The sequence below is a fragment of the Xanthobacter sp. DMC12 genome (genome assembly GCF_056314105.1).
In genome coordinates this window covers 413208-431801 of sequence record NZ_JBQUYZ010000003.1, presented here as the reverse complement: position 1 = coordinate 431801, position 18594 = coordinate 413208, and the positions used below count along the sequence as shown (strand labels likewise).

Annotated in this window: 15 protein-coding genes; 4 read left to right on the top strand and 11 right to left on the bottom strand. The window is 69.1% G+C overall.

The genetic code is table 11. From position 1 onward, the window contains the following. Positions 1-58: 58 nt before the first annotated feature. From ACT535_RS15140 to ACT535_RS15120, 5 genes are read right to left on the bottom strand one after another with little or no spacing between them, the layout of a single operon-like run. Positions 59-1204 carry a DUF1513 domain-containing protein gene (locus ACT535_RS15140; RefSeq protein WP_476365037.1) on the bottom strand — a complete coding sequence of 382 codons (1146 nt, stop codon included), beginning with the start codon at positions 1202-1204 and terminating at the stop codon, positions 59-61. A 4-nt stretch (positions 1205-1208) separates the two neighbouring features. Next, complete coding sequence (locus tag ACT535_RS15135; RefSeq protein ID WP_476365036.1) at positions 1209-2300, bottom strand: imelysin family protein; 1092 nt, start codon at positions 2298-2300, stop codon at positions 1209-1211. 48 nt (positions 2301-2348) lie between these two features. Beyond that, complete coding sequence (locus ACT535_RS15130; protein WP_476365035.1) at positions 2349-3596, bottom strand: di-heme oxidoredictase family protein; 1248 nt, start codon at positions 3594-3596, stop codon at positions 2349-2351. After that, a complete protein-coding gene (locus ACT535_RS15125) occupies positions 3596-5068 on the bottom strand; it encodes a multicopper oxidase family protein (protein ID WP_476365034.1) in 1473 nt (490 codons plus the stop codon). The genes ACT535_RS15130 and ACT535_RS15125 overlap by 1 nt, the downstream gene beginning before the upstream one ends. A 24-nt stretch (positions 5069-5092) precedes the next feature. Next, the gene (locus tag ACT535_RS15120; RefSeq protein ID WP_476365033.1) at positions 5093-6367 is read right to left on the bottom strand and encodes an imelysin family protein; all 1275 of its coding nucleotides are present in this window, start codon (positions 6365-6367) and stop codon (positions 5093-5095) included. A 548-nt stretch (positions 6368-6915) separates the two neighbouring features. Here ACT535_RS15120 and ACT535_RS15115 point away from each other — a divergent pair. Together ACT535_RS15115 and ACT535_RS15110 are read left to right on the top strand one after the other, a co-directional pair. Continuing rightward, positions 6916-7782 (top strand): FTR1 family iron permease, encoded by an 867-nt coding sequence (locus ACT535_RS15115; RefSeq protein WP_476365032.1) that lies wholly within the window; start codon positions 6916-6918, stop codon positions 7780-7782. 140 nt (positions 7783-7922) lie between these two features. Then, positions 7923-8411 carry a winged helix-turn-helix domain-containing protein gene (locus ACT535_RS15110; protein WP_476328396.1) on the top strand — a complete coding sequence of 163 codons (489 nt, stop codon included), beginning with the start codon at positions 7923-7925 and terminating at the stop codon, positions 8409-8411. Here ACT535_RS15110 and modC read toward each other — a convergent pair. The 4 genes from modC to ACT535_RS15090 form a co-directional block, all read right to left on the bottom strand. Then, positions 8305-9516, bottom strand: coding sequence for a molybdenum ABC transporter ATP-binding protein (gene modC, locus ACT535_RS15105; RefSeq protein ID WP_476365031.1), 1212 nt, complete (start codon positions 9514-9516; stop codon positions 8305-8307). The two genes, ACT535_RS15110 and modC, sit on opposite strands and share 107 nt — an antisense overlap. Then, a complete protein-coding gene (gene modB / locus ACT535_RS15100) occupies positions 9513-10202 on the bottom strand; it encodes a molybdate ABC transporter permease subunit (protein ID WP_476365103.1) in 690 nt (229 codons plus the stop codon). The genes modC and modB overlap by 4 nt, the downstream gene beginning before the upstream one ends. Positions 10203-10317: 115 nt before the next feature. Further along, the gene (modA, locus tag ACT535_RS15095) at positions 10318-11127 is read right to left on the bottom strand and encodes a molybdate ABC transporter substrate-binding protein (RefSeq protein WP_476365030.1); all 810 of its coding nucleotides are present in this window, start codon (positions 11125-11127) and stop codon (positions 10318-10320) included. 190 nt (positions 11128-11317) lie between these two features. Then, entirely contained in the window at positions 11318-11842 is a 525-nt protein-coding gene (locus ACT535_RS15090) for a DedA family protein (RefSeq protein ID WP_168459155.1), read from the bottom strand. A gap of 449 nt (positions 11843-12291) precedes the next feature. Between ACT535_RS15090 and ACT535_RS15085 the strand changes: the two genes are divergently transcribed. After that, positions 12292-13938 carry a DEAD/DEAH box helicase gene (locus tag ACT535_RS15085; protein WP_476365029.1) on the top strand — a complete coding sequence of 549 codons (1647 nt, stop codon included), beginning with the start codon at positions 12292-12294 and terminating at the stop codon, positions 13936-13938. 148 nt (positions 13939-14086) lie between these two features. Further along, positions 14087-14362, top strand: a complete 276-nt coding sequence (gene infA / locus ACT535_RS15080) for a translation initiation factor IF-1 (RefSeq protein ID WP_012115181.1) — start codon at positions 14087-14089, stop codon at positions 14360-14362. Between the two features lie 295 nt (positions 14363-14657). Here the strand turns inward: infA and ACT535_RS15075 are convergent, their stop codons facing one another. Both ACT535_RS15075 and ACT535_RS15070 read right to left on the bottom strand, forming a co-directional pair. Next, positions 14658-16262, bottom strand: a complete 1605-nt coding sequence (locus tag ACT535_RS15075) for a GMC family oxidoreductase (protein ID WP_476365028.1) — start codon at positions 16260-16262, stop codon at positions 14658-14660. A gap of 20 nt (positions 16263-16282) precedes the next feature. Beyond that, entirely contained in the window at positions 16283-18484 is a 2202-nt protein-coding gene (locus tag ACT535_RS15070; protein WP_476365027.1) for an alpha-ketoacid dehydrogenase subunit alpha/beta, read from the bottom strand. Positions 18485-18594 lie beyond the last annotated feature (110 nt).

Here is an 18594-nt window from a genome sequence, read left to right as displayed (position 1 = left end):
GATCATGGCGCAAAAACAAGAAGGTTGCGTGAGCCCAAGTGAAAACCGTCGGCGAAAATCAGCCGATGCGCACCATGTGGTTGTCGTAGCGCGGCCCGCCGGTGCGCCGCGCGGTGATGGCGACGCCCTCGGCCGCGGCCTTCACCACGATCACCTCACCATAGCCGGATGCCGCGACGAATGTGCCCGCTTCCGCTCCCGCCGCGAGGCCGCAGCCATCGGTGAGCGGCACCGCCCCGATATAGCGCCCGTCCGCCTGCCACACGGCGACCTGATTGCCGCGCGGGGTGGCGCAGGCGACGAAGCGGCCGGAGGGATCATAGGCCACCGACCCCACGTAGCCGCGCAGCGCCCGCCAGGCGGCGTCCGGCGCATCAAAGGGCGTGAGGGCGCCATCGGCGGCGATGCGGAACAGCAGGGGGCGGGCCTCGCCGTCCTTCAGCAGGTCCTGCGCCGCCACCACCGTGCCGCCGGCGCCGTCGCGGGCGAGGTGGCGGAGCGACAGGCTGGCGAGATCGGCGGAGAGCTTGCCCTCGCCGCGCACGGCGCCGCTCTCGGGGTCCACGAGGGTGATGCCGGAGCCCGTCACCTCGGCGTCGCGCGCCTCCGGCGTGTTGGGCTCGATGCCGCCATTGGCGATCACGAGGGCGGCGCCCGAGCGCATCAGATCGTGCGGGCCGTCGCCGCCGCTCGCCCATTCGTCACGGATGGCGAAGCCGCCGTCCACCACCCGCACGGCGACGACGCCGCGGCCCATGGCGCGCACGCCGTCGGCCGGGCGCTCGATCTCGTTGGTCAGGAACAGCCTTCCGTCCGCTGTGAAGCGGCCATGGCCGGAGAAGACGCGGGCCTCGCCCGGACCGAAACTCGCGACCACGCCGCCCTTGCGCCGGTCGAACACCAAGGCGATGCGCCCCGGCCGCCGCCCCACCGCCACGGCGAGCGGACCCACCGGGCTCGCCTCGATGCCGTGCAGGCGAGCGTCGGAGGGCGCCTCGGGGGTCGGCGCGAAGCTGGGATCGAGGCCGATGGCGGCGAAGCCTTCGCCGACGCCCGCCGTTGCCAGCCAGCCTTCGTCCAGCTCGGCGGCGCGCAGGCCACCCGGCAAGGCGGCGGAGGCGAGGAGCGCGGCGCCGCCGAGAAGCAGGCCGCGCCGGCCGATGAAGGGCGTGTGGTCGAGGCGCGCGCGCATGTCAGACGCCATCGCCTCAGTCGCCATCGAGGGCGTTGAAGCCCAGCGAGATGCCGAAATAGGACGCGATGGGCTTGTAGACGGCGAGCTGCGCGGCCTTGAAGGTCTTGATGGTTGCCTGGATGCCCTGCGCCCCCGATGCGGTGGCGGCGGCTGCGCCGATGTCGGCGGGCAGCTTGTCGGCGGCGGCATCGGCGGCGGTGGCGGCCTTGTTGACCACGAATTGCGGGCGGCTCGGCATCTGCGTGCCCACGGCGACGAGGAGCGCGTCGGCACTGTGGATCATGTTGGCGGCGACGCGGCCGGAGCGGCCGGAGCGCCAGCTGTCGGCGACCGTCGGCTTGGCGTCCGCAGGGCTGGCGCCGAGCACGGGCAGGAGCTTGGTGTCGGTCACCCGCTGGTAGGCGCCGGAGAGGTCGGTGAGGATCATGCCGGGCAGGGCGCCCACGTCCGGGAACAAGGCCGGATCACCCTTGCCGGAGACGATGGCGCCCAGCACCCCCGTGGACTTGTCGCCCCAGGCCGTGCGGATCTCCCCCGTGATGGTGGCGAGGTTGTTGGCGATGGCGGTGCCCAGCGCGCAGCGCCGCGCGGCCTCGGGGCCGGAAACGAGCGCATCGGCTGCGCCCTCTTCATAGAGCAGCCGCTCCAGCGCCGGCAGGCCCTGCACCGCCGCGCTCGACTGGATGAAGCGCTCCGGCGCGAGGCGGGCGGGATCGCTGTCGGCGATGATCTCGGCCAGGCCGCGCGTGACGCCGTTGCGCCGGTCCGGGAAGAAGGAAATGCGGTCGGCCCGGAGCGACAAGGTGATGGGGCCGAAGGTGACGAACTCCACCGCATTCCACGCATCGGCCGCCTTGCCATAGGCCTCCTTCAGCGGCCCGACGCCGGCAGCCGAGGGGGCGGGGCAGAAGGCGGCCCAGGCCTTCGCCTGCGCGGCGGTGGCGGCGGCGAGCGCATCGTAGCGTGGCAAAAGCCAGCCCTCGATGAGCGGCACGGGATCGAGCTTCGGATCGGCCGCGGCGGCCGGGACGGCGCCAAGGGCGAGCGTGGCGGCGAGGGCGGCGCCAGCGAGGCGGGAGGAAGAAAGGCGCATGGCTTCGATCATGACGTCGATCCGCAATATCAGGTCGGTGCCGGCCGCAGCCGGCGGAAATCACAGGCTGGAAACGTAGCGCACCAGCGCCGCCCTGTCCTTGGGCGGGAGCGCGCCGAAGCGCCGCTGCGCCGTCGCCGCCTCGCCGCCGTGCCAGACGATGGCCTCTTCCACCGTGCGCGCGCGGCCGTCGTGCAGCAGGCCGGTCTTGGCGGCGAGCGCATCGGAGAGGCCGGCGAGCGGCGCGGTGCGCCATTGCGAGGCGCCGACGCCCGGCTCGGGCATGGTGTCGCCGAGGTCCGGCCCCATCTCGTGCAGCAGCAGGTCCGTATACATGCGTGCCGCGCCGCCGCCGGCCATGGGCAAGGACGGCCGGTGGCACTGGGCGCAGCCGGTGGAGGCGAACAGCGCCGCGCCGTGCTTCGCTTCGGCCCTGGGCAGGTCTTCCGGCTCGGGCTGGGGGAGGGAGGCGACATAGGCCACCACCCGGTCGAGCACCGCCGAGCCGATTTCCAATTCGTCGTCCGCATCCCCGGAGGTGGCATTGGCATTGCCGTGGAGGGCCTGCCGGCAGGCGGTCTGGGTGGGGGTGCAGTCGCCCCACGGCTCGGGATGGAAGCGGTTGGAGAGGCCGAGATCGAGGAAGAAGGCTTCCGCCGACTGGCCGGCGAGGGTCGGCTGCGACGCCTTCCAGCCGAAGCGGCCGATGGCGGTGCTGCCATCGGCGAGGGTGACGCGCCGCGCCATGCCCTTCACGCCATCTGTGCCCTTCGCCTGCTCCCGCTCCACCGCGAGGATGGCGGCATCCGGCACGGCGGCGAGCGCCCCGCGGCCCTTCAGGTCGGGTCCCACGCGCAGGGAAAGTCCGCTCGCGGGATCGAGCGGGCCATAGCCCAGCGCCTCGGGATGGGGCTTGCGGGCCATGCGGCCGTCCGGCAGCGGCGTATCGGTGACGCCGATGACGCCTTCGCCCGGGATGCCCGGCACCGCATCGATCTGGAAGCGCCGGCCGTAGACCGGATCGCCGCTGCCGTCGGGCCGGCCGATCATCAAGACGAAGCCGCGCTCCGCCGTTCCGTTCTCCAGACGCGCGGGAGCGCGGCGATCGGCGGGGTGGCAGGTGGCGCAGGAGCGGGCATCGAACAGCGGGCCGAGGCCATCGTCGCCCCGGGTCGAGGCGGGGGCGGGCACCCACGGGCGCTTGAACAGGGCCTTGCCGATGGCGAGGTCGAGCTTGTCCAAAGTCTCGGCAGCGGCGGGCGTGATCGCGAGGGCAGCGAGCAGCACGAGAAGGAGGCGCCCGCGCATCACACCACCCTGATCCAGCCCATGAGCCCCGAATCCATGTGCTCGAGGATGTGGCAGTGGAACACCCAGTCGCCGCTGGTGGCGCGGAAGGCGATCTCCACCGTCTCGTTGGGCTCGGTCATGACCGTATCGGCGAGATAGGGCGGGATGTCCTTCTTCTTGGAGGAGGACAGCACACGGAACACATGCCCGTGCAGGTGCATGGGGTGGACGTGCTTGGTGACGTTGGTGATGGAGACGATGTAGCTCGACCCGTCCTTCAGCGTCGCCAGCGGCGGCGGTAGGCGGAGGTCCGCGCCGGCGCCCCAGGAATTGCGGTTGATGGCCCAGAAGGTCTTGCTGCCGACGCAGGCGGAGGCGATGAGCGCCTTGGCCAGCGGATCGTCCGGCGGGAGGGGATCGCCGCTCACGATGGGGCCGGCGGCGGTCTGCACGAGATAATCGATGCGGCTCGCGCGCTTCACGTCCGGCAGGGGTACCTTCGCGGCGGGCAGCGCCTTGGGGCGGAAGGCGGTCTTCTTTCGGCCCTTGTCCACGCCCACCAGCGTGGTGAGCAGATAGGGTTCGGCGGTGCGGTAGTCGTAGACCTTCACCTCCTCGCCGGGGCCGGGCATGCGCACATGCACGTCGATGCGCATGGCCGGTCCCATGCGCCAGATCTCGTTCGGCAGCTTGGAGAAGGGGAGGGGCGTCAGGGCCTGTCCGTCGATGGCGATGATGGCCGCGTCTTCCGTCTCGCAGCCGAAATCGATGGTGCGGGTGGAATCGGCGACGATCACGCGCAGCCGCACGTCGCCATAGGCCGGCGCCTCGACGCGGGGCGGCACGATGGAGCCGTTGGTGGCGCGCACCGTGCCGAAGGTGCCGGCGGTGGAGGCGCCTTCGTCGGTGAACATCTCCAGCCAGCGGCCGTCCTTCTCGTCGAGCCGCCAGTCCTTCACCACGATGAAGTGCTCGGCATCGAAGCCGAGCTTCGCCTCGGCCGGATCGTCCACCACGAGCAGCCCGACGAGGCCACGGCCCACCTGGCCCGTCTCGTCGCAATGGGGATGGAAGAAATAGAAGCCCGGATCGGGCAGGGGCACGTTGTAGGTGAATGTGCTGCCCGCCGGGATCGGTGCCTGGGTGATGGGCGAGACGCCATCCGAGAGATAGGGCACGCGCACGCCGTGCCAGTGGACGGTGGTGAGGTCCGGCAGGCGGTTCTCGAAATCCACCATCAGGCGGGTGCCCACCGGCGCGCGCAGGGTGAGGAAGGGCGTGCCGTTATAGGCGCAGAAGCCCTTGGTCACCGGCTTGCCCGGCCCGAGCAGCGGCATTTCCATTTCCGCCGCCGAAAGGGCGAGCCGGCGCACCGGCGCCGTCTTCGGCAGCGTATCCACGGAGGCCGGTACGCGGCCGAGGGCGGAGGGGGCGAACCCCGCCGCCCCCGCAGCCGCTGCGACCGCAAGGAGCGCCCGACGCGAAATCATCGCGTCCGTTCCATCGTCATCGTCTCACTTCTTCTTCGCGTTCTTCGGATCATCGAGGCTCTTGGAGCCTTCCACCTTGATCTGGATCTTGAGAACCGCGACGCCGCGCTCGATGGCGTGGGCCTGGGCCACCAGGGCGTCGACGCCGTCCTGGATCAGCTTGGCGCCCTTGGTGTTCCCCTCTTCCAGCATCTTGTCGTAGGTGATCTCGCCGGAATCCGCCACGTCCTTCAGGGCCTTGAGGGCGGCCAAAGCGGCATCGGACTTGGCATCGATCTCGTCGGCGATCTTCGGGTCGGTGGCGCGAATGAGGTCGGCGACCGAGGGGCCGGTGACCTTGGAACCGTCCGGCTTCACGTAGGAGCCGTAGTAGACGTTGCGGATGCCCACTTCGTCGTAATAGTGCGCGTTCTGGGTGTTGTTGGAGAAGCAGTCGTGGGCCTCTTCCGGATCGTGGAGGATGAGGCCGAGCTTCATGCGCTCGCCGGCGAGTTCGCCATAGGAGAGGGAGCCGAGGCCGGTGAAGATGGTGGCGAGGCCGGCCTTGTCGTTCTTCTTGACGAGCGCGGCGCGGGCCTTGCCCTTGGCACCCCAGTTGGCGGTCATCTCGTCGAGATCGGCGACCAGCGTCTGAGTGGCGACCTTGAGATATTCGCCGCGGCGGTCGCAATTGCCGTTGGTGCAGTTCTTCAAGTCATAGTCGGTGTAGGGGCGCTGGCCCTGGCTGGGCGTCGCGTTGTGGAGGTTCTGGCCCCACAGCAGGAACTCGATGGCGTGCCAGCCGGAGCCCACGTTCGCCTCGACGCCGCCAGCCGAGTTCAGCTCATGCAGCAGCTTGGGCGTGATCTTGGTGACGTCCACCGTCTTCTTGCCGATGCGGATGGACTTCGAGGCGATCACGTTGGCGGTGTAGAGCGGGTTCTCGTCCGACTTCTCGCCGTAGCTTTTCTTGTCCACGTAATCGATGAGACCCTCGTCCAGCGGCCAGGCGTTCACATTGCCTTCCCACTCGTCGATGATCTTGTTGCCGAAGCGGAAGGCTTCGGTCTGCTGGTAATAGACGCGGGCCGCCTTCCAGGCATCGCGCGCCTTGCCGAGGGTTTCGGCGCTGGGAGCGGCGAGGAAGGCGTCGATGGCCTTCTGCATGTCCTTGGCGGTGGCGGCGGACGTCCCGTAGGACACCTCGGCGAGGTCGGCATAATGGACGATCACGTCACGCGGCTTCGGCGCATCCGCGAGCACGGGGCTCGCGAAGGCTGCGACTGACGCGATGACTGCGCCGAGAAAATGCGCGCGCATCGACCTTCTCTCCTTGAAATTCGAAAACAGGAACCGGCGCCCGGACAACCGGGGCAGGGACAACCGGAACCGGGGCCTTTGCCCCGTCGCCGCGGAGAGTATGAGCCGGGCTGGTGACGGGCAAGCGCTTGGGAAAATAATGGAATTGTTCCATGTCCAGAGTGCGGGACATCGACTTGCCGCCCCCAAGTCAAAGCGACGCACTCCTTAGTAGAAGACGTAACGTCACCTGTATCCGCGTCGCGCTGGGCCGTTTCGTCGCGCCCCGCTGCAAACGCTGAACACGCGCCGATCGCGGCCGGGTGCAGCCGCCCTCCAACTATAGTCTGAACGGTCGCCGGATGGCCGCGTAGGTTTTCATTTGAACAATTCCAAACCTCGGCCGTTGCCGTGACAGGGGCCGCGCCCGGGTGATAGGATTTCGTCATATTCAACTGGTTTTCGTCCCGCCGGCCTTGATCGCCCCCGGGGCGATGGCCCTGGGGGCAGCGTTTGTGCCCGCTCGTGCGTGCCGGCAGCGGCCGTCGGGGACAGAAGGACAGGTCGCGATGATTGCCGCGCTTCTGATCGTTTTCCGGGAAGTCCTCGAGGCCGGTATTGTCACCGGCGTGGTGCTCGCCGCCTCAGAGGGCATCCGCCATCGCGGCCTCTGGATCAGCCTCGGCATTCTGGGTGGGATCGCCGGCTCGGGCGTGCTCGCGCTCTTCGCCGACACCATCGCTTCCACGTTCGATGGCTCTGGCCAGGACATCCTGAACGCCGCCATCCTTTCCGTCGCGGTGGTCATGTTGGTGTGGACGGTCGTCTGGATGGCGAGCCACGGCAAGCACATGGTCATGGAGATGCGGGAAGTCGGCCGCGACGTGAAGGAGGGGCGCAAGCCCCTCGCCGCGCTGGCCATCGTCGTCGGCATGGCCGTGCTGCGCGAGGGTGTCGAGATTGTGCTCTTCCTCTATGGCATCGCCAGCACCGGTGCCGACTCGACGGGCCAGGTCGTGCTCGGCGGCCTTGCGGGCCTCGCCGGCGGCGCGGCCCTGTCGCTGCTGCTCTATCGCGGCCTTGTGGCGATCCCGCTCAAGCACCTGTTCAAGGTCACGTCCGTCCTCATCACGCTGCTGGCCGCCGGCCTTGCCGCGCAGGTGGTTGGCATCCTGCAGGATTCCGGCTTCATCCAGTCGCTGGCCGAGCCGGTGTGGAATTCGAGCTGGCTGCTGGCTGACGATAGCGCGCTGGGCCGCGTGCTGCGCACGCTGATCGGTTACCGCGCCGAGCCCACGGGCATGCAGGTGATCGCCTATGTGGCGACGGTGGTGGTCATCCTCGGCCTGTCGGCCATCGTCAACGGCCGCCTTTCGGCCGCCCCGCGCCGTCAGAGCGCCGGCCACTCGGCCGGTGGCCAAGTGTCCCGCGCCTGAGCCTCCTCCCGCGCCTGATCTTCGGAGCGCTTCCGTCGCCCTCCGGCGTTTCCGAGGTCGCCGGCTTCCGGTATGCTGACTGCGCTGTTCCGGGCTCCCGGGACAGGCGGTGCGCCGGGCGGCATCCGAGGAGAAGCATCATGAGCGGCGGAACGGGCGGCAGTGGCCGCAGCAAGGACAGCCGCACCAAGGACGGGCAGGGCCGGGACGGCACCCGCCTCTTCCTGCGCGTGGACTTCGCCGACGGCCGGCGCCTCGGGCCGGGCAAGATCAAGCTTCTGGAGGCGATCCGCGAACACCGCTCCATCCTCGCCGCCGCCAAGGCCATCGGCATGAGCTATCGCCGCGCCTGGCTGCTGGTGGACGAGCTGGACCGCATGTTCGAGCAGCGCGTGATCGTCACCTTCCCCGGCCGGCGCGGCGCAGGCACCGAGGTGACGGCGTTCGGTGAACGGGTGATCGCGCTCTACCGCGCCATGGAGCGGCAGGCGGCCAAGGCCACCAGCGGGGCGCTGGACGAGCTTACGTCCGCCCTTGCGGCGGATTACCACCCGAAATCACACGCAGAGCCGGGGGATCCTGAGGCGGATTCGCCGTTGGCCGCGCCGGCCGCGAAGCAGGCGGGCTGATCTCCGCGCCGGGCGAATGGAAGCCCATCGGCCGGCTGTCCACCGTCACCGCCTTGATCATCGCCCACACCTGCATGCCCGGCTCAAGGCCAAGGCGCAGCACGCTTTCCTGCGTCACCAGCGAGCTGAGGCGGCCGGCGGAAAGCGCCAGCTCCACCTCGGAGAACGGACCTTCCGCCCGCGTGATGGCCGCGATGGTGCCGGAAATCCGGTTGGTCACCGACACGTCCATGGGCCGCGACAGGGACAGCGATACGTCGCGCGAGCGGATGCGCGCCCGCGCCGGAGCGCCCACCGGACGGCCCACCAGCGGCACGCGCAATTCCCCGTCCACGAACGAGACGGTGGAGAGGCCGAGGTCCGGGTCGTGCGCCGTCACCGTGCAGTCGAGGATGGTGCCGATATCGAAACGGCCGATCACCGGCAGCAGCTCGGGCCGCGACAGGACGTCGGCGAGGGGGCCGCAGGCGATGACCTTGCCCTCCGACAGCGCGGCGACCGCATCGGCGAGGCGCAGTACCTCCTCGATGGAGTGGCTGACATAGAGGATGGGCAGGTTCAGCTCGTCGCGCAGCCGCTCGAGATAAGGCAGGATTTCGCCCTTGCGCATCTCGTCCAGGGAGGCGAGGGGTTCGTCCATCAGGAGGAGGCGCGGCTGGGACAGGAGCGCGCGGCCGATGGCGATGCGCTGCTTCTCGCCGCCGGAAAGCGTGTGCGGGCGGCGCTGCAAGAGGTGGCCGACGCCCAGCATCTCCACCACGGCATCGAACTTGATGGTGCGCGGCCGCTTGGTGCGGCGCTCGCCGTAGCGCAGGTTGTTCTCGATGGTCATGTGCGGGAACAGCCGCGCGTCCTGGAAGACGTAGCCGACCGCGCGCTGCTCCATGGGCAGGTTGATGCCCGCCTGCTTGTCGAAGAACACCGTGTCGCCGACGCGGATGTGCCCACTGTCCGGCGTCAGCGAGCCGGCGACCAGCTGGATCACCGTGGTCTTCCCGCAGCCGGAACGGCCGAACAGGGCGGTCACGCCGGTCTCGGGCGCCCTGAGGTCCGCCTTCAGGTGGAAGCCGGTGGAGCGTGCGAGGGAGACTTCAATCTCGATCATATCTGGCCCAGCGCCACGCGGATGCGCTTGTCCGCCATCTCCGCCAGCATGAGGGAGCCGAGGGCGAGGATCACTGACACCACCGTGAGGCGCAGCGCCATGGCGTCGCCGTCGGGCATGTGGGTGGCGCTGTAGATGGCGAGCGGGATGGTCCGCGTCTGGCCTTCCACATTGGAGACGAAGGTGATGGTGGCGCCGAACTCGCCCAGCGCGGAGGCGAGCGAGATGAGGCAGCCGGAAAGCACCCCGGGCATCATCAGCGGCAGTGTCACGGTGAAGAAGGCGTCGAGCCTGCTGGCCCCCAGCGTGCGCGCTGCCGTCTCGATACCCCTGTCGATGCCGCCGATGGCAAGGCGGATGGCGTTGACCGTGAGCGGGAAGCTCACTACGGCCGCGGCCAAGGTGGCGCCCGCGGTGGAGAAGATCAGCGAGATGCCGAACCACTCGTTGAGATACTGGCCGAGATAGCCGCGGTTGCCGAGGACGATGAGCAGCAGATAGCCCACCACCACCTTGGGCAGCACGAGGGGCAGGTGGACGATGCCGTCGAAGATGCCTTTTCCGGGAAACTCGAAGCGGGCGAGCACCCAGCCAATGAGAATGGCCGGCGGCAGGCTCCACAGGGTGGCCCAGAAGGCCACGATGAGGCTCAGCCGCACGGCCGTCCATTCTTCGGGAGTGAGCAACATCTCGAATATATCCGCCTGCGAAAAGGCCGCGCATCGCCCGTGAAACAGGCTCGGCCTTTTGCCCCCAATAAGCAATTCCCGTTCCGCCTCGCGCCCCCCGGCGCGCAGCGGCTCAGTTCACCGCGAAGCCGTACTTCTTGAAGATGTCCTTGGCCTCGGGGCTCTGGACGAAGGCGAAGAAGGCCTTGGCGGCGGGGGTGTCCTGGCCCTTCACGAGGGCGAAGGGGTAATCGACGGGCGGATAGCTGTCGGCTGGGAAGGTGGCGACGATCTTCACGTTCTTGGCGATGGCGGCGTCGGTGGCGTAGACGACGCCGTAAGGCACCTCGCCGCGCTCCACCAGCGCCAGCGCCGCGCGGACGCTCTCCGAACCGACGATCCGGGGGCCGATCTTGTCCCACAGGCCGAGATTGGTGAAGGCCTGCTTGGCATAGACGCCCACCGGCACACTGTCGGTGAGGCCGGTGGCGATGCGGCCGTTGGGACCGAGCAGGGCGTCCACGTCGAGGCTCTTGGAGATGGTCACCGGCTTCGCCTTGTCGGCGGGGGCAACCAGCACCAGCTCGTTGCCGAGCAGCTTCACGCGGGTGGCGGGCAGGGTCAGGCCCTTGCCGTCGGTATAGTCCATCCACTTCAGGTCGGCGGAGGCGAAGATGTTGGCGGGCGCGCCGGCCTCCATCTGCTTGGCCAGCGCCGAGGAGGCTGCGAAGGAGAACTTGATGGCGTCCTTGCTGCCCTTCGCCTCATAGGCCTTGGCGATGTCCTGCAAGGCGTTGGTCAGGCTCGCGGCGGCAAACACCGTCACGGTCTCCTGCGCGGCTGCGGGGAGCGGCGCGGCGGCAAAGGCCGAGACCACGAGACCGAGAACCAGGCGGCGGGAGGCAGGAAACGAGGCAAGGAACGAGGCAGGAAATCCGGACATGGCAATGGCACCTCGGCAATGGGCCTGTGATATGTCCATCGATATACAGGATGCTGCGGCGAGACAATAGGCTGGGCCGTTCCGAAAGGTCAGGACCCGCCGCGGCGCGGCTCAGGATACCGCCAAACGTCTGCCGCCCCGCTGGCCTTTGCTGCAGTGCGGCATCACGCCGCGCAGGGGCGCGACGCCGTCAGAAGCCCATGAGCTTCAGCGCGGCCGCGCCGGGCGCCAGCATGGCGAAGGCCCAGATGCCCGCGCTCGTCACGTTCGCCACCTGGAAGTGGCTCTGGCGCATGGCGAGCACGCCGGCGATCAGCGGCACCACCGCGCGCAGCGGCCCGAAGAAGCGGCCGATGGCGACGCCCCACACGCCGAAGCGCTGGAAGAAGTCCTCCGCGCGGGCCACGAGGTCCGGCCGGCGCGACAGCGGCCAGAAGCCCTTCGCGCGCTCCTTGTAATGGAAGCCGAGCCAGTAGGAGACGGCATCGCCCAGCGCGGCACCGGCTGCGGCGGCGAGCCAGATGGGGAAGAAGTGCAGCCCCGCCGCCTCGATCAGGGCGCCGATGGCCAAGAGCAGGACGGTGGCGGGAATGAAGAAGGAGATCAGCGCCAGCGATTCCCCGAAGGCGAGCCCGAACACAACGGCCGGCGCGAGATAGTGGTGCTGCTCGACGAAGGCGGTGGTCGCGGCGACGATGGCGGAAAAATCGAACATGTCTCCTCCTGCCGCGAGGATCGGCGCCGCGGCCTCCGGGCGCAAGGCCCTGCCGCGCGCCACCCCAGGCGACTGCTTCAGCGTGTTCTACTGGACGCACATTCGGGCGAAATGGCGCCACGCGACGCATTCGGAGGGCGTAAAGCTCCGCCTGCCCAACCATTCGCCTTGAAATCGTCACGGGTCTCGTCCATATGCGGTGCATCGCGCCGATGGAGGCAGTTGGTTTCCTCCCCTTAGCGCGCTCGGGCCGCGTAGCGGAGACCGCTGGAGCTTCGATCTGGACGACGCCGTGACTGGGCGTTTCGTCTGTGAGGCATCGCAAGCGGCTTTGCCCGATCACATCTTTTGCCCTTGGACACCCCTGGCCACGCGGGATGTCGAAATCCCGCGAGCCGCGCCGCGCCCAAAAGGCTGCGCCGGTGCCGCTCGCATATGAAAGTCAGAGCTTGACCTCTTTTTCGAGCCTCGGCCTTGCCGAGCCCATCGTTCGCGCCCTCACCGAAGCGAATCACGTCACTCCCACCCCCATCCAGGCTGAAGCCATCCCGCAGGTCCTCAACGGCCGCGACCTGATCGGCATCGCCCAGACCGGCACCGGCAAGACCGCTGCCTTCGCCCTTCCCATCCTCGATCGCCTCGTGCGCCATCCCCGCCGTCCGGACCCCAAGTCCGTGCGTGCCCTGGTGCTGTCGCCCACCCGCGAATTGTCCGGCCAGATCGTGGACAATTTCGAGAAGTTCGGCCGCCATGCCCGCATCTCGGTCACGCTCGCCATCGGCGGCGTGCCCATGGGCCGGCAGATCCGGGCGCTTGCCCGCGGCGTGGACGTGCTCGTCGCCACCCCCGGCCGGCTCATGGACCTCGTGGAAAACCACGCGGTGAAGCTCGACCAGGTGGAGATGTTCGTCCTCGACGAGGCCGACCAGATGCTGGACATGGGCTTCGTCCATGCCATCCGCGCGGTGGTGCGCCGTCTGCCGCACAAGCGGCACTCCCTGTTCTTCTCCGCCACCATGCCGCCGGCCATCGCCGAGCTGGCGGGCGGCATGCTGCATGATCCGGTCCGCGTCGCCGTCACCCCGGTGGCCAAGACCGCCGACCGGGTGGAGCAGCGCGTCATTCACGTGGACAAGCCCAACAAGGGCCAGCTCCTCGCCGAGGTCCTCTCCACCGAGGAGATCGACCGCGCGCTTGTCTTCGCCCGCACCAAACACGGCGCGGACAAGGTGGTGCGCGTGCTCGCCAAGTGCGGCATCGCCGCCGAGGCGATCCACGGCAACAAGTCGCAGAACCAGCGCGACCGCGTGCTCCTGGCCTTCCGCGAGGGCAAGATCCGCACCCTGATCGCCACCGATATCGCCGCGCGCGGCATCGACGTGACGGGCGTCAGCCACGTGATCAATTACGACCTGCCCAACGTGCCCGAGAGCTACGTGCACCGCATCGGCCGCACCGCGCGCGCCGGCCGCGAGGGCATCGCTATCTCCTTCTGCGATCACGAGGAGAGGGCGTATCTCAAGTCCATCGAGCGGCTCATCAAGCTGCAGATCCCGGCCACGGACCGTCGCGGCGCAGGCATGCGCTTCGCCATTCCGGACGCGCCGCCGATCGAGCTGGAGGAGCGCGACGAGACCGCCGAGCGCAACGATTTCATCGGTGGTCGCGGCGGCCGTCCCGGCCAGCGTGGCCCGCAGCGCTCCCGTGGTCCGCGTCCCGAAGGCGGACGTGGCCAGGGCCAGCGCGCCGAGGGCCGCGAGCAGCGTGAGCCGCGTGGCGAGCGCCCGGCCGGCGAGGGTCGTCCGGCCCGTGCCGCCCAGCCGCGTGCCGAGCGCGCCCCCGAGGGACATCGCAATGCCCAGGGCGCCGGCAACGGCGCAGGCCGTCGTGACGGCCAGAACCGCGGCGGTGAGCGCAGCGGTGAGCACCGTGGCGAGGCCCGTCCCCCTCGGGGCGAGCGCTCGGGTGAGCGCGGCGGCGATCGCGGCGCGCGTCCCGGTGCCGATCTCGGCGGCCTCGGCTTCATGAAGGCCGTGTCCAACCGGGGCGAGCGTCCCGCCAGCCGTCCGGCCGGCACCAAGCGGCCGGTGCGCTGAGCATCGGCGCTCCCGTCACACTGCGTTGAACAGGTCACGCCGGGCCTTTTTCCCGGCCCCGCGTGACCCACCTATGGGAAATCGGGCGATTTTGTGAGATAAGCCCGCCAAATTCGTCCCGCACCGCGGGACCGCTGGAGACGACTATATGGCGAAGGAAGAACTGCTGGAGTTCGAGGGGACTGTGACGGAAGTGCTCCCGGACGGCAATTTCCGGGTGCGTCTCGACAACGACCACCAGATTCTGGCCTATGCGGCCGGCAAGATGAAGAAGAACCGCATCCGCACCATCGAGGGCGACCGCGTGGTGGTGGAGATGTCCCCCTACGATCTCGATCGCGGCCGGATCAACTTCCGCCACAAGGCCGAGGGCAACGCCCCGCCGCCCGGCGCACGCCGCCAGCAGAATTTCCGCCGCCGCTGATCCTTCGGGATCGCGGACAGGGCGTTCGGCGCCGGCCGGGGAAATCCCCGTGCCGGCTTTTGGCGTTTGGGACTGGGCTTCCCATAGCCCGCGCGGCGCCTGAGCGAAGGCAACGCAGGACGCCCGCGCCGCTAATCCCTCCCGTCATCGCCCGCCTTGTGCGGGCGATCCACCCCTCGGCTGGAGGGGGCCCGGATGGCGGAAAGCGGAATGGCCCCGGAGTGGATCCCCCGGACGAGCCGGGGGATGACGGCTCCGGACTGGGGCCGAGCGCGGCGCCGAAGCGCGGCGCCGCTCAGCCCCGGCTGTCCGCCTTGATGAGGTCTGCCGCCTTCTCCGCCACCATCATCACCGCCGCGGCCGTGTTGGCCGAGACCAGCGTCGGCATCACCGAGGCATCCACCACGCGCAGGCCATCGAGGCCGATGACGCGCAGGTGCGGGTCCACCACGGCCTGAGGCCCGGTGCCCATGCTGCAGGTGCCGACCGGGTGATAGATGGTCTGTCCCGTGCGGCGGGCGAACTCCACGAAGTCGTCGTCGCTCCGGCAGTCCGGCCCCGGGTTCATCTCGAAGGCACGGTAGGGGTCCATGGCCGGCTGATCGACGATCTGCCGCGCGATCTTCATGCCGGCGGCAAGACAGGCGCGATCCTCCTCCACGGCGAGGAAGTTCGGCCGGATGGCTGGCGGCGTCAGCGGGTCCGCGCTCTTCGCATGGATCGAGCCCACCGAGTGGGGCCGCAACTGGGTGACGCCGATGGTCATGCCCGGCAGATGATCCAGCGTGCGATCGGCGGCGTTGGCGTAGCTCGCGTGCATGAAGAAGTACTGCACATCCGGCCCGGCGAGGCCCGGCCGCGTCTTCACGAAGCCATGGGCGAGGCCCGTGCCCAGCGTGAGGATGCCCTTGCGGGTGAGAAAATACTGCGCCACTGCCTTGGCCAGGGCGATGCCGCGCGTCTGCTCGTTGAGGGTGATGGGCTCCTTCACCCGCCAGTTCATGCGGGTGGCGAAATGGTCCTGATAATTGTTGCCGACGCCGGGCAGGGCATGAACGACAGGAATGCCCGCCGCCTTCAGCACCTCCGGATGGCCGATGCCGGAGAGTTCCATCAGATGGGGGGACTGCACCGCGCCGGCGGTGAGAAGTACCTCGCCGGAGGCGGTGGCGGTCTCTTCCTTCCCATCCCGCCGGAACACCACGCCCGTCACACGCCGCCCGTCGAGCACCAGCCGCAGCGCCTGCGCGTGGGTGATGACCTTGAGGTTGGGGCGGGAGAGGGCAGGGCGCAGATAGCCGTCCACCACGGTCCAGCGCCGCCCGCCGCGCTGGTTCACCTGATAATAGCCGAAGCCTTCCTGGTCCTTCCCGTTGTAGTCGGGATTGCGGGGGAACCCTGCCTCTTCGGCCGCCGAGAGAAAGGCCTCGGAGAGCACCGGCCGCTCGCCCACGCGCACGATGCTGATGGGGCCGTCCGTGCCGCGCACGGTCGGGTCCGCGTCCGGCTCGTCGAAGCGCTCGAACTTCTTGAAATAGGGCAGGACGTCATCATAGCCCCAGCCGGTGGCGCCGCGCTGGGCCCAGCCGTCGAAATCCTGCTTCTGCCCGCGCACGAAGATCATGCCGTTGATAAGCGTCGAGCCGCCGAGCCCCTTGCCGCGGGGCACCACGATGGGGCGGTCATAGGTGTTGGGCTCGGGCTCGGTGTTGAAGCGCCAGTTGAATGCGCTGCCCGACAGGAGCTTGGAGAAGCCGGCCGGGATGGGCACCCAGAAGCCCTTGTCCGTGCCGCCGGCCTCCAGCAGCAGCACGCGCAGCCCCGGATCTTCGGAGAGCCGGTTAGCGAGGATGCATCCGGCTGTGCCGCCGCCCACCACGATGTAATCGAAACTGTCCATCGTCTTCGATCCGAATGGGACTAGAGGGCGGCGCCGGGCATTCCCGGCAGGGGCGTGCCTTTCGCGGCCATGGTGACGGCAAGGCCCGCCATCACTTCTTCCTTGCCGGCGAAGGCGGCGCGCTCCAGCACCTTGGAGATGGTGGGCGAGGCGATCTTGCCGGTCACGCGCTGGATCGGCTGGTCCAGCCAGTCGAGATAGCGGCGCTGGATCTCGTCGGCGAGGAAGCCGCCATAGGAGGTGGAGAGGGAGCCCTGCTCCACGATGAGCACGTTGTTGGTCTTGCGGATGCTCTCGCCGATGGTGTCCCAGTCGAGCCCGGCGCGGTCGAGGGACCTGAGGTCGATGATCTCGGCATCGAGCCCCAGCTCCTCCACCGCCTCGCGGCTGCGATGGACCATGGCGGAATAGGTGAGGATCGTGAGCTCCCGCCCTGGCCGCACCACCTTCGCCTTGCCGAAGGGGATGATGTAGTCGAGGTCGCCGTCCGGGATGGCACCCGAGGTCTGGTAGAGGTCCACATGCTCGATGACGAGCACCGGGTCCTCGCAGGCCAGCGCCGCATTCATCAGGCCCACGTAGTCGAACGGGGTCAAGGGCGCGACGATGCGCCAGCCGGGGGAGGTGGCGAACACGCCCGCCGGGTCCAGCGAGTGCTGGGAGCCGTAGCCCGTGCCCATGGCGATCTTTGTCCGCAGTACGAGGGGCACCGGAACATCCGCCCCGAACATGTGCCGCGCCTTGCCGATCTGGTTGAACACCGGGTCGGCGGCGACCCACATGAAGTCGGGATACATGAACTCGATGATGGGCCGGTAGCGCCCGTCCATGGCGATGCCGCCGGCGAGGCCCGCGAACGCGCCTTCCGAGATGGGGGTGCCGAGGCAGCGGTCGGGGAAGGCGGCGGCGAGGCCGCGCGTGGCGCCGTTGGTGCCGCCCTTCAGCTTGTGGATGTCTTCGCCCATGATGACGAAGCGCTCGTCCGTCTCGAAGCGGCGGTGGAGCACGTCGGCGATGGCGTCCACGAACTTGCGCTCGGCGAGGCGGCCGCGATAGGTCGCCTCCTCCTCGCCGCGCTTGCCCGAAAGCTCGGAGAGATCGCCGCGGATGCCTTCGTCCACGAAGGACACGTTGGGCCACATGCTGGGAATCACCCGGCGCTTGTTGCCCACGGTCTCCACGAGCTTTGCTGCCGCATCCGCCATGGCGGCCTCGGCGCGCTCGGTGAGGGCGTCGAGATCATCCTGTGTGAGGTCGCCACGCGCCACCAGCGCAGCGCCGGTGCGCTTGATGGGATCGCGGGCGCGCCAGGAGGCCTCTTCCTCCTTGGTGCGATAGCCGAAGGCGGAGCCGGGCAGGGCGCCGTTCTGGTGGAAATAGCGGTAGACGTCCGCCTCGATCACGGCCGGGCCCTGGCCCGCGCGCATGATCTTCAAAGCTTCCTGTGTGGCGAGATGGACCGCCAGCGGGTCCATGCCATCCACCTTCCAGGAGGGGATGCCGAAGCCGGTGCCGCGGCCCGAGAGGCGCGTCTCGCGGGTCGCCTCCTCCACGGTGGTGGCCACCGCATAGCCGTTGTTCTCGATGAAGAAGAGCAGCGGCAGGTCCCACGCGGCGGCGAGATTCATGGTCTCCAGCACCGCGCCGATGTTCACCGCGCCGTCGCCGAAATAGGAGATGGCCACATCCCCCGTGCCCGCGCGCTTGTGGGCGAAGGCGGCGCCCGCCGCCAGAGGCACACCGCCGCCGACGATGGCATTGGTGCCGATGGCGCCCGCCTCACCCCAGCGCAGGTGCATGGAGCCGCCGCGCCCGTGGCCGAAGCCGGGTTCGAGGCCCAGGATTTCGGCGAGCGAGCGGTGGAGCAGGGCGTGGGTGTCATCGCTCAGCGGCGCGGTGGGGTCGAGGCCCGGCGCCACATAGGCGAGGGCTTTGGCGAGGAACTGATGATGGCCGCGATGGGAGCCGTTGACCTGATCGGTGGGGCGCAGGCCCACGATGGAGCCAGCCGCGCCGCCCTCCTGCCCGATGGAGGAATGGGCGGGGCCGTGCACGAGGCCTTCGCCGGCCAGCTCAAGCACCTTCTCCTCGAAGGCGCGGATGAGCGCCATCTGCGCCAGAAGCTCCTTGAGCAGGGCCGGGTCGGCGGCGGCCCAGTCGGCCTCGGTGGTCTTCAGTTCGACCCAGGGCGCGGCGGGATGAAGGGCAATGGTCTCGGGCATCTCTTGTCTCCGTGCCGCGGCGTCCTCCTGCGCTCGGAGTGGCGTCGGGACCGTCAATTAAAACGTTTCATGTCCGTGCCTCCGGCACCCGCCGGAAGCTGTGTTCGACA

Coding starts and splice junctions, on each gene's coding strand:
- ACT535_RS15140 (WP_476365037.1), bottom strand. CDS start 1,204: ATGGCGTCTGACATGCGCGCGCGCCTCGACCACACGCCCTTCATCGGC.
- ACT535_RS15135 (WP_476365036.1), bottom strand. CDS start 2,300: ATGATCGAAGCCATGCGCCTTTCTTCCTCCCGCCTCGCTGGCGCCGCC.
- ACT535_RS15130 (WP_476365035.1), bottom strand. CDS start 3,596: ATGCGCGGGCGCCTCCTTCTCGTGCTGCTCGCTGCCCTCGCGATCACG.
- ACT535_RS15125 (WP_476365034.1), bottom strand. CDS start 5,068: ATGATTTCGCGTCGGGCGCTCCTTGCGGTCGCAGCGGCTGCGGGGGCG.
- ACT535_RS15120 (WP_476365033.1), bottom strand. CDS start 6,367: ATGCGCGCGCATTTTCTCGGCGCAGTCATCGCGTCAGTCGCAGCCTTC.
- ACT535_RS15115 (WP_476365032.1), top strand. CDS start 6,916: ATGATTGCCGCGCTTCTGATCGTTTTCCGGGAAGTCCTCGAGGCCGGT.
- ACT535_RS15110 (WP_476328396.1), top strand. CDS start 7,923: ATGAGCGGCGGAACGGGCGGCAGTGGCCGCAGCAAGGACAGCCGCACC.
- modC (WP_476365031.1), bottom strand. CDS start 9,516: ATGATCGAGATTGAAGTCTCCCTCGCACGCTCCACCGGCTTCCACCTG.
- modA (WP_476365030.1), bottom strand. CDS start 11,127: ATGTCCGGATTTCCTGCCTCGTTCCTTGCCTCGTTTCCTGCCTCCCGC.
- ACT535_RS15090 (WP_168459155.1), bottom strand. CDS start 11,842: ATGTTCGATTTTTCCGCCATCGTCGCCGCGACCACCGCCTTCGTCGAG.
- infA (WP_012115181.1), top strand. CDS start 14,087: ATGGCGAAGGAAGAACTGCTGGAGTTCGAGGGGACTGTGACGGAAGTG.
- ACT535_RS15075 (WP_476365028.1), bottom strand. CDS start 16,262: ATGGACAGTTTCGATTACATCGTGGTGGGCGGCGGCACAGCCGGATGC.
- ACT535_RS15070 (WP_476365027.1), bottom strand. CDS start 18,484: ATGCCCGAGACCATTGCCCTTCATCCCGCCGCGCCCTGGGTCGAACTG.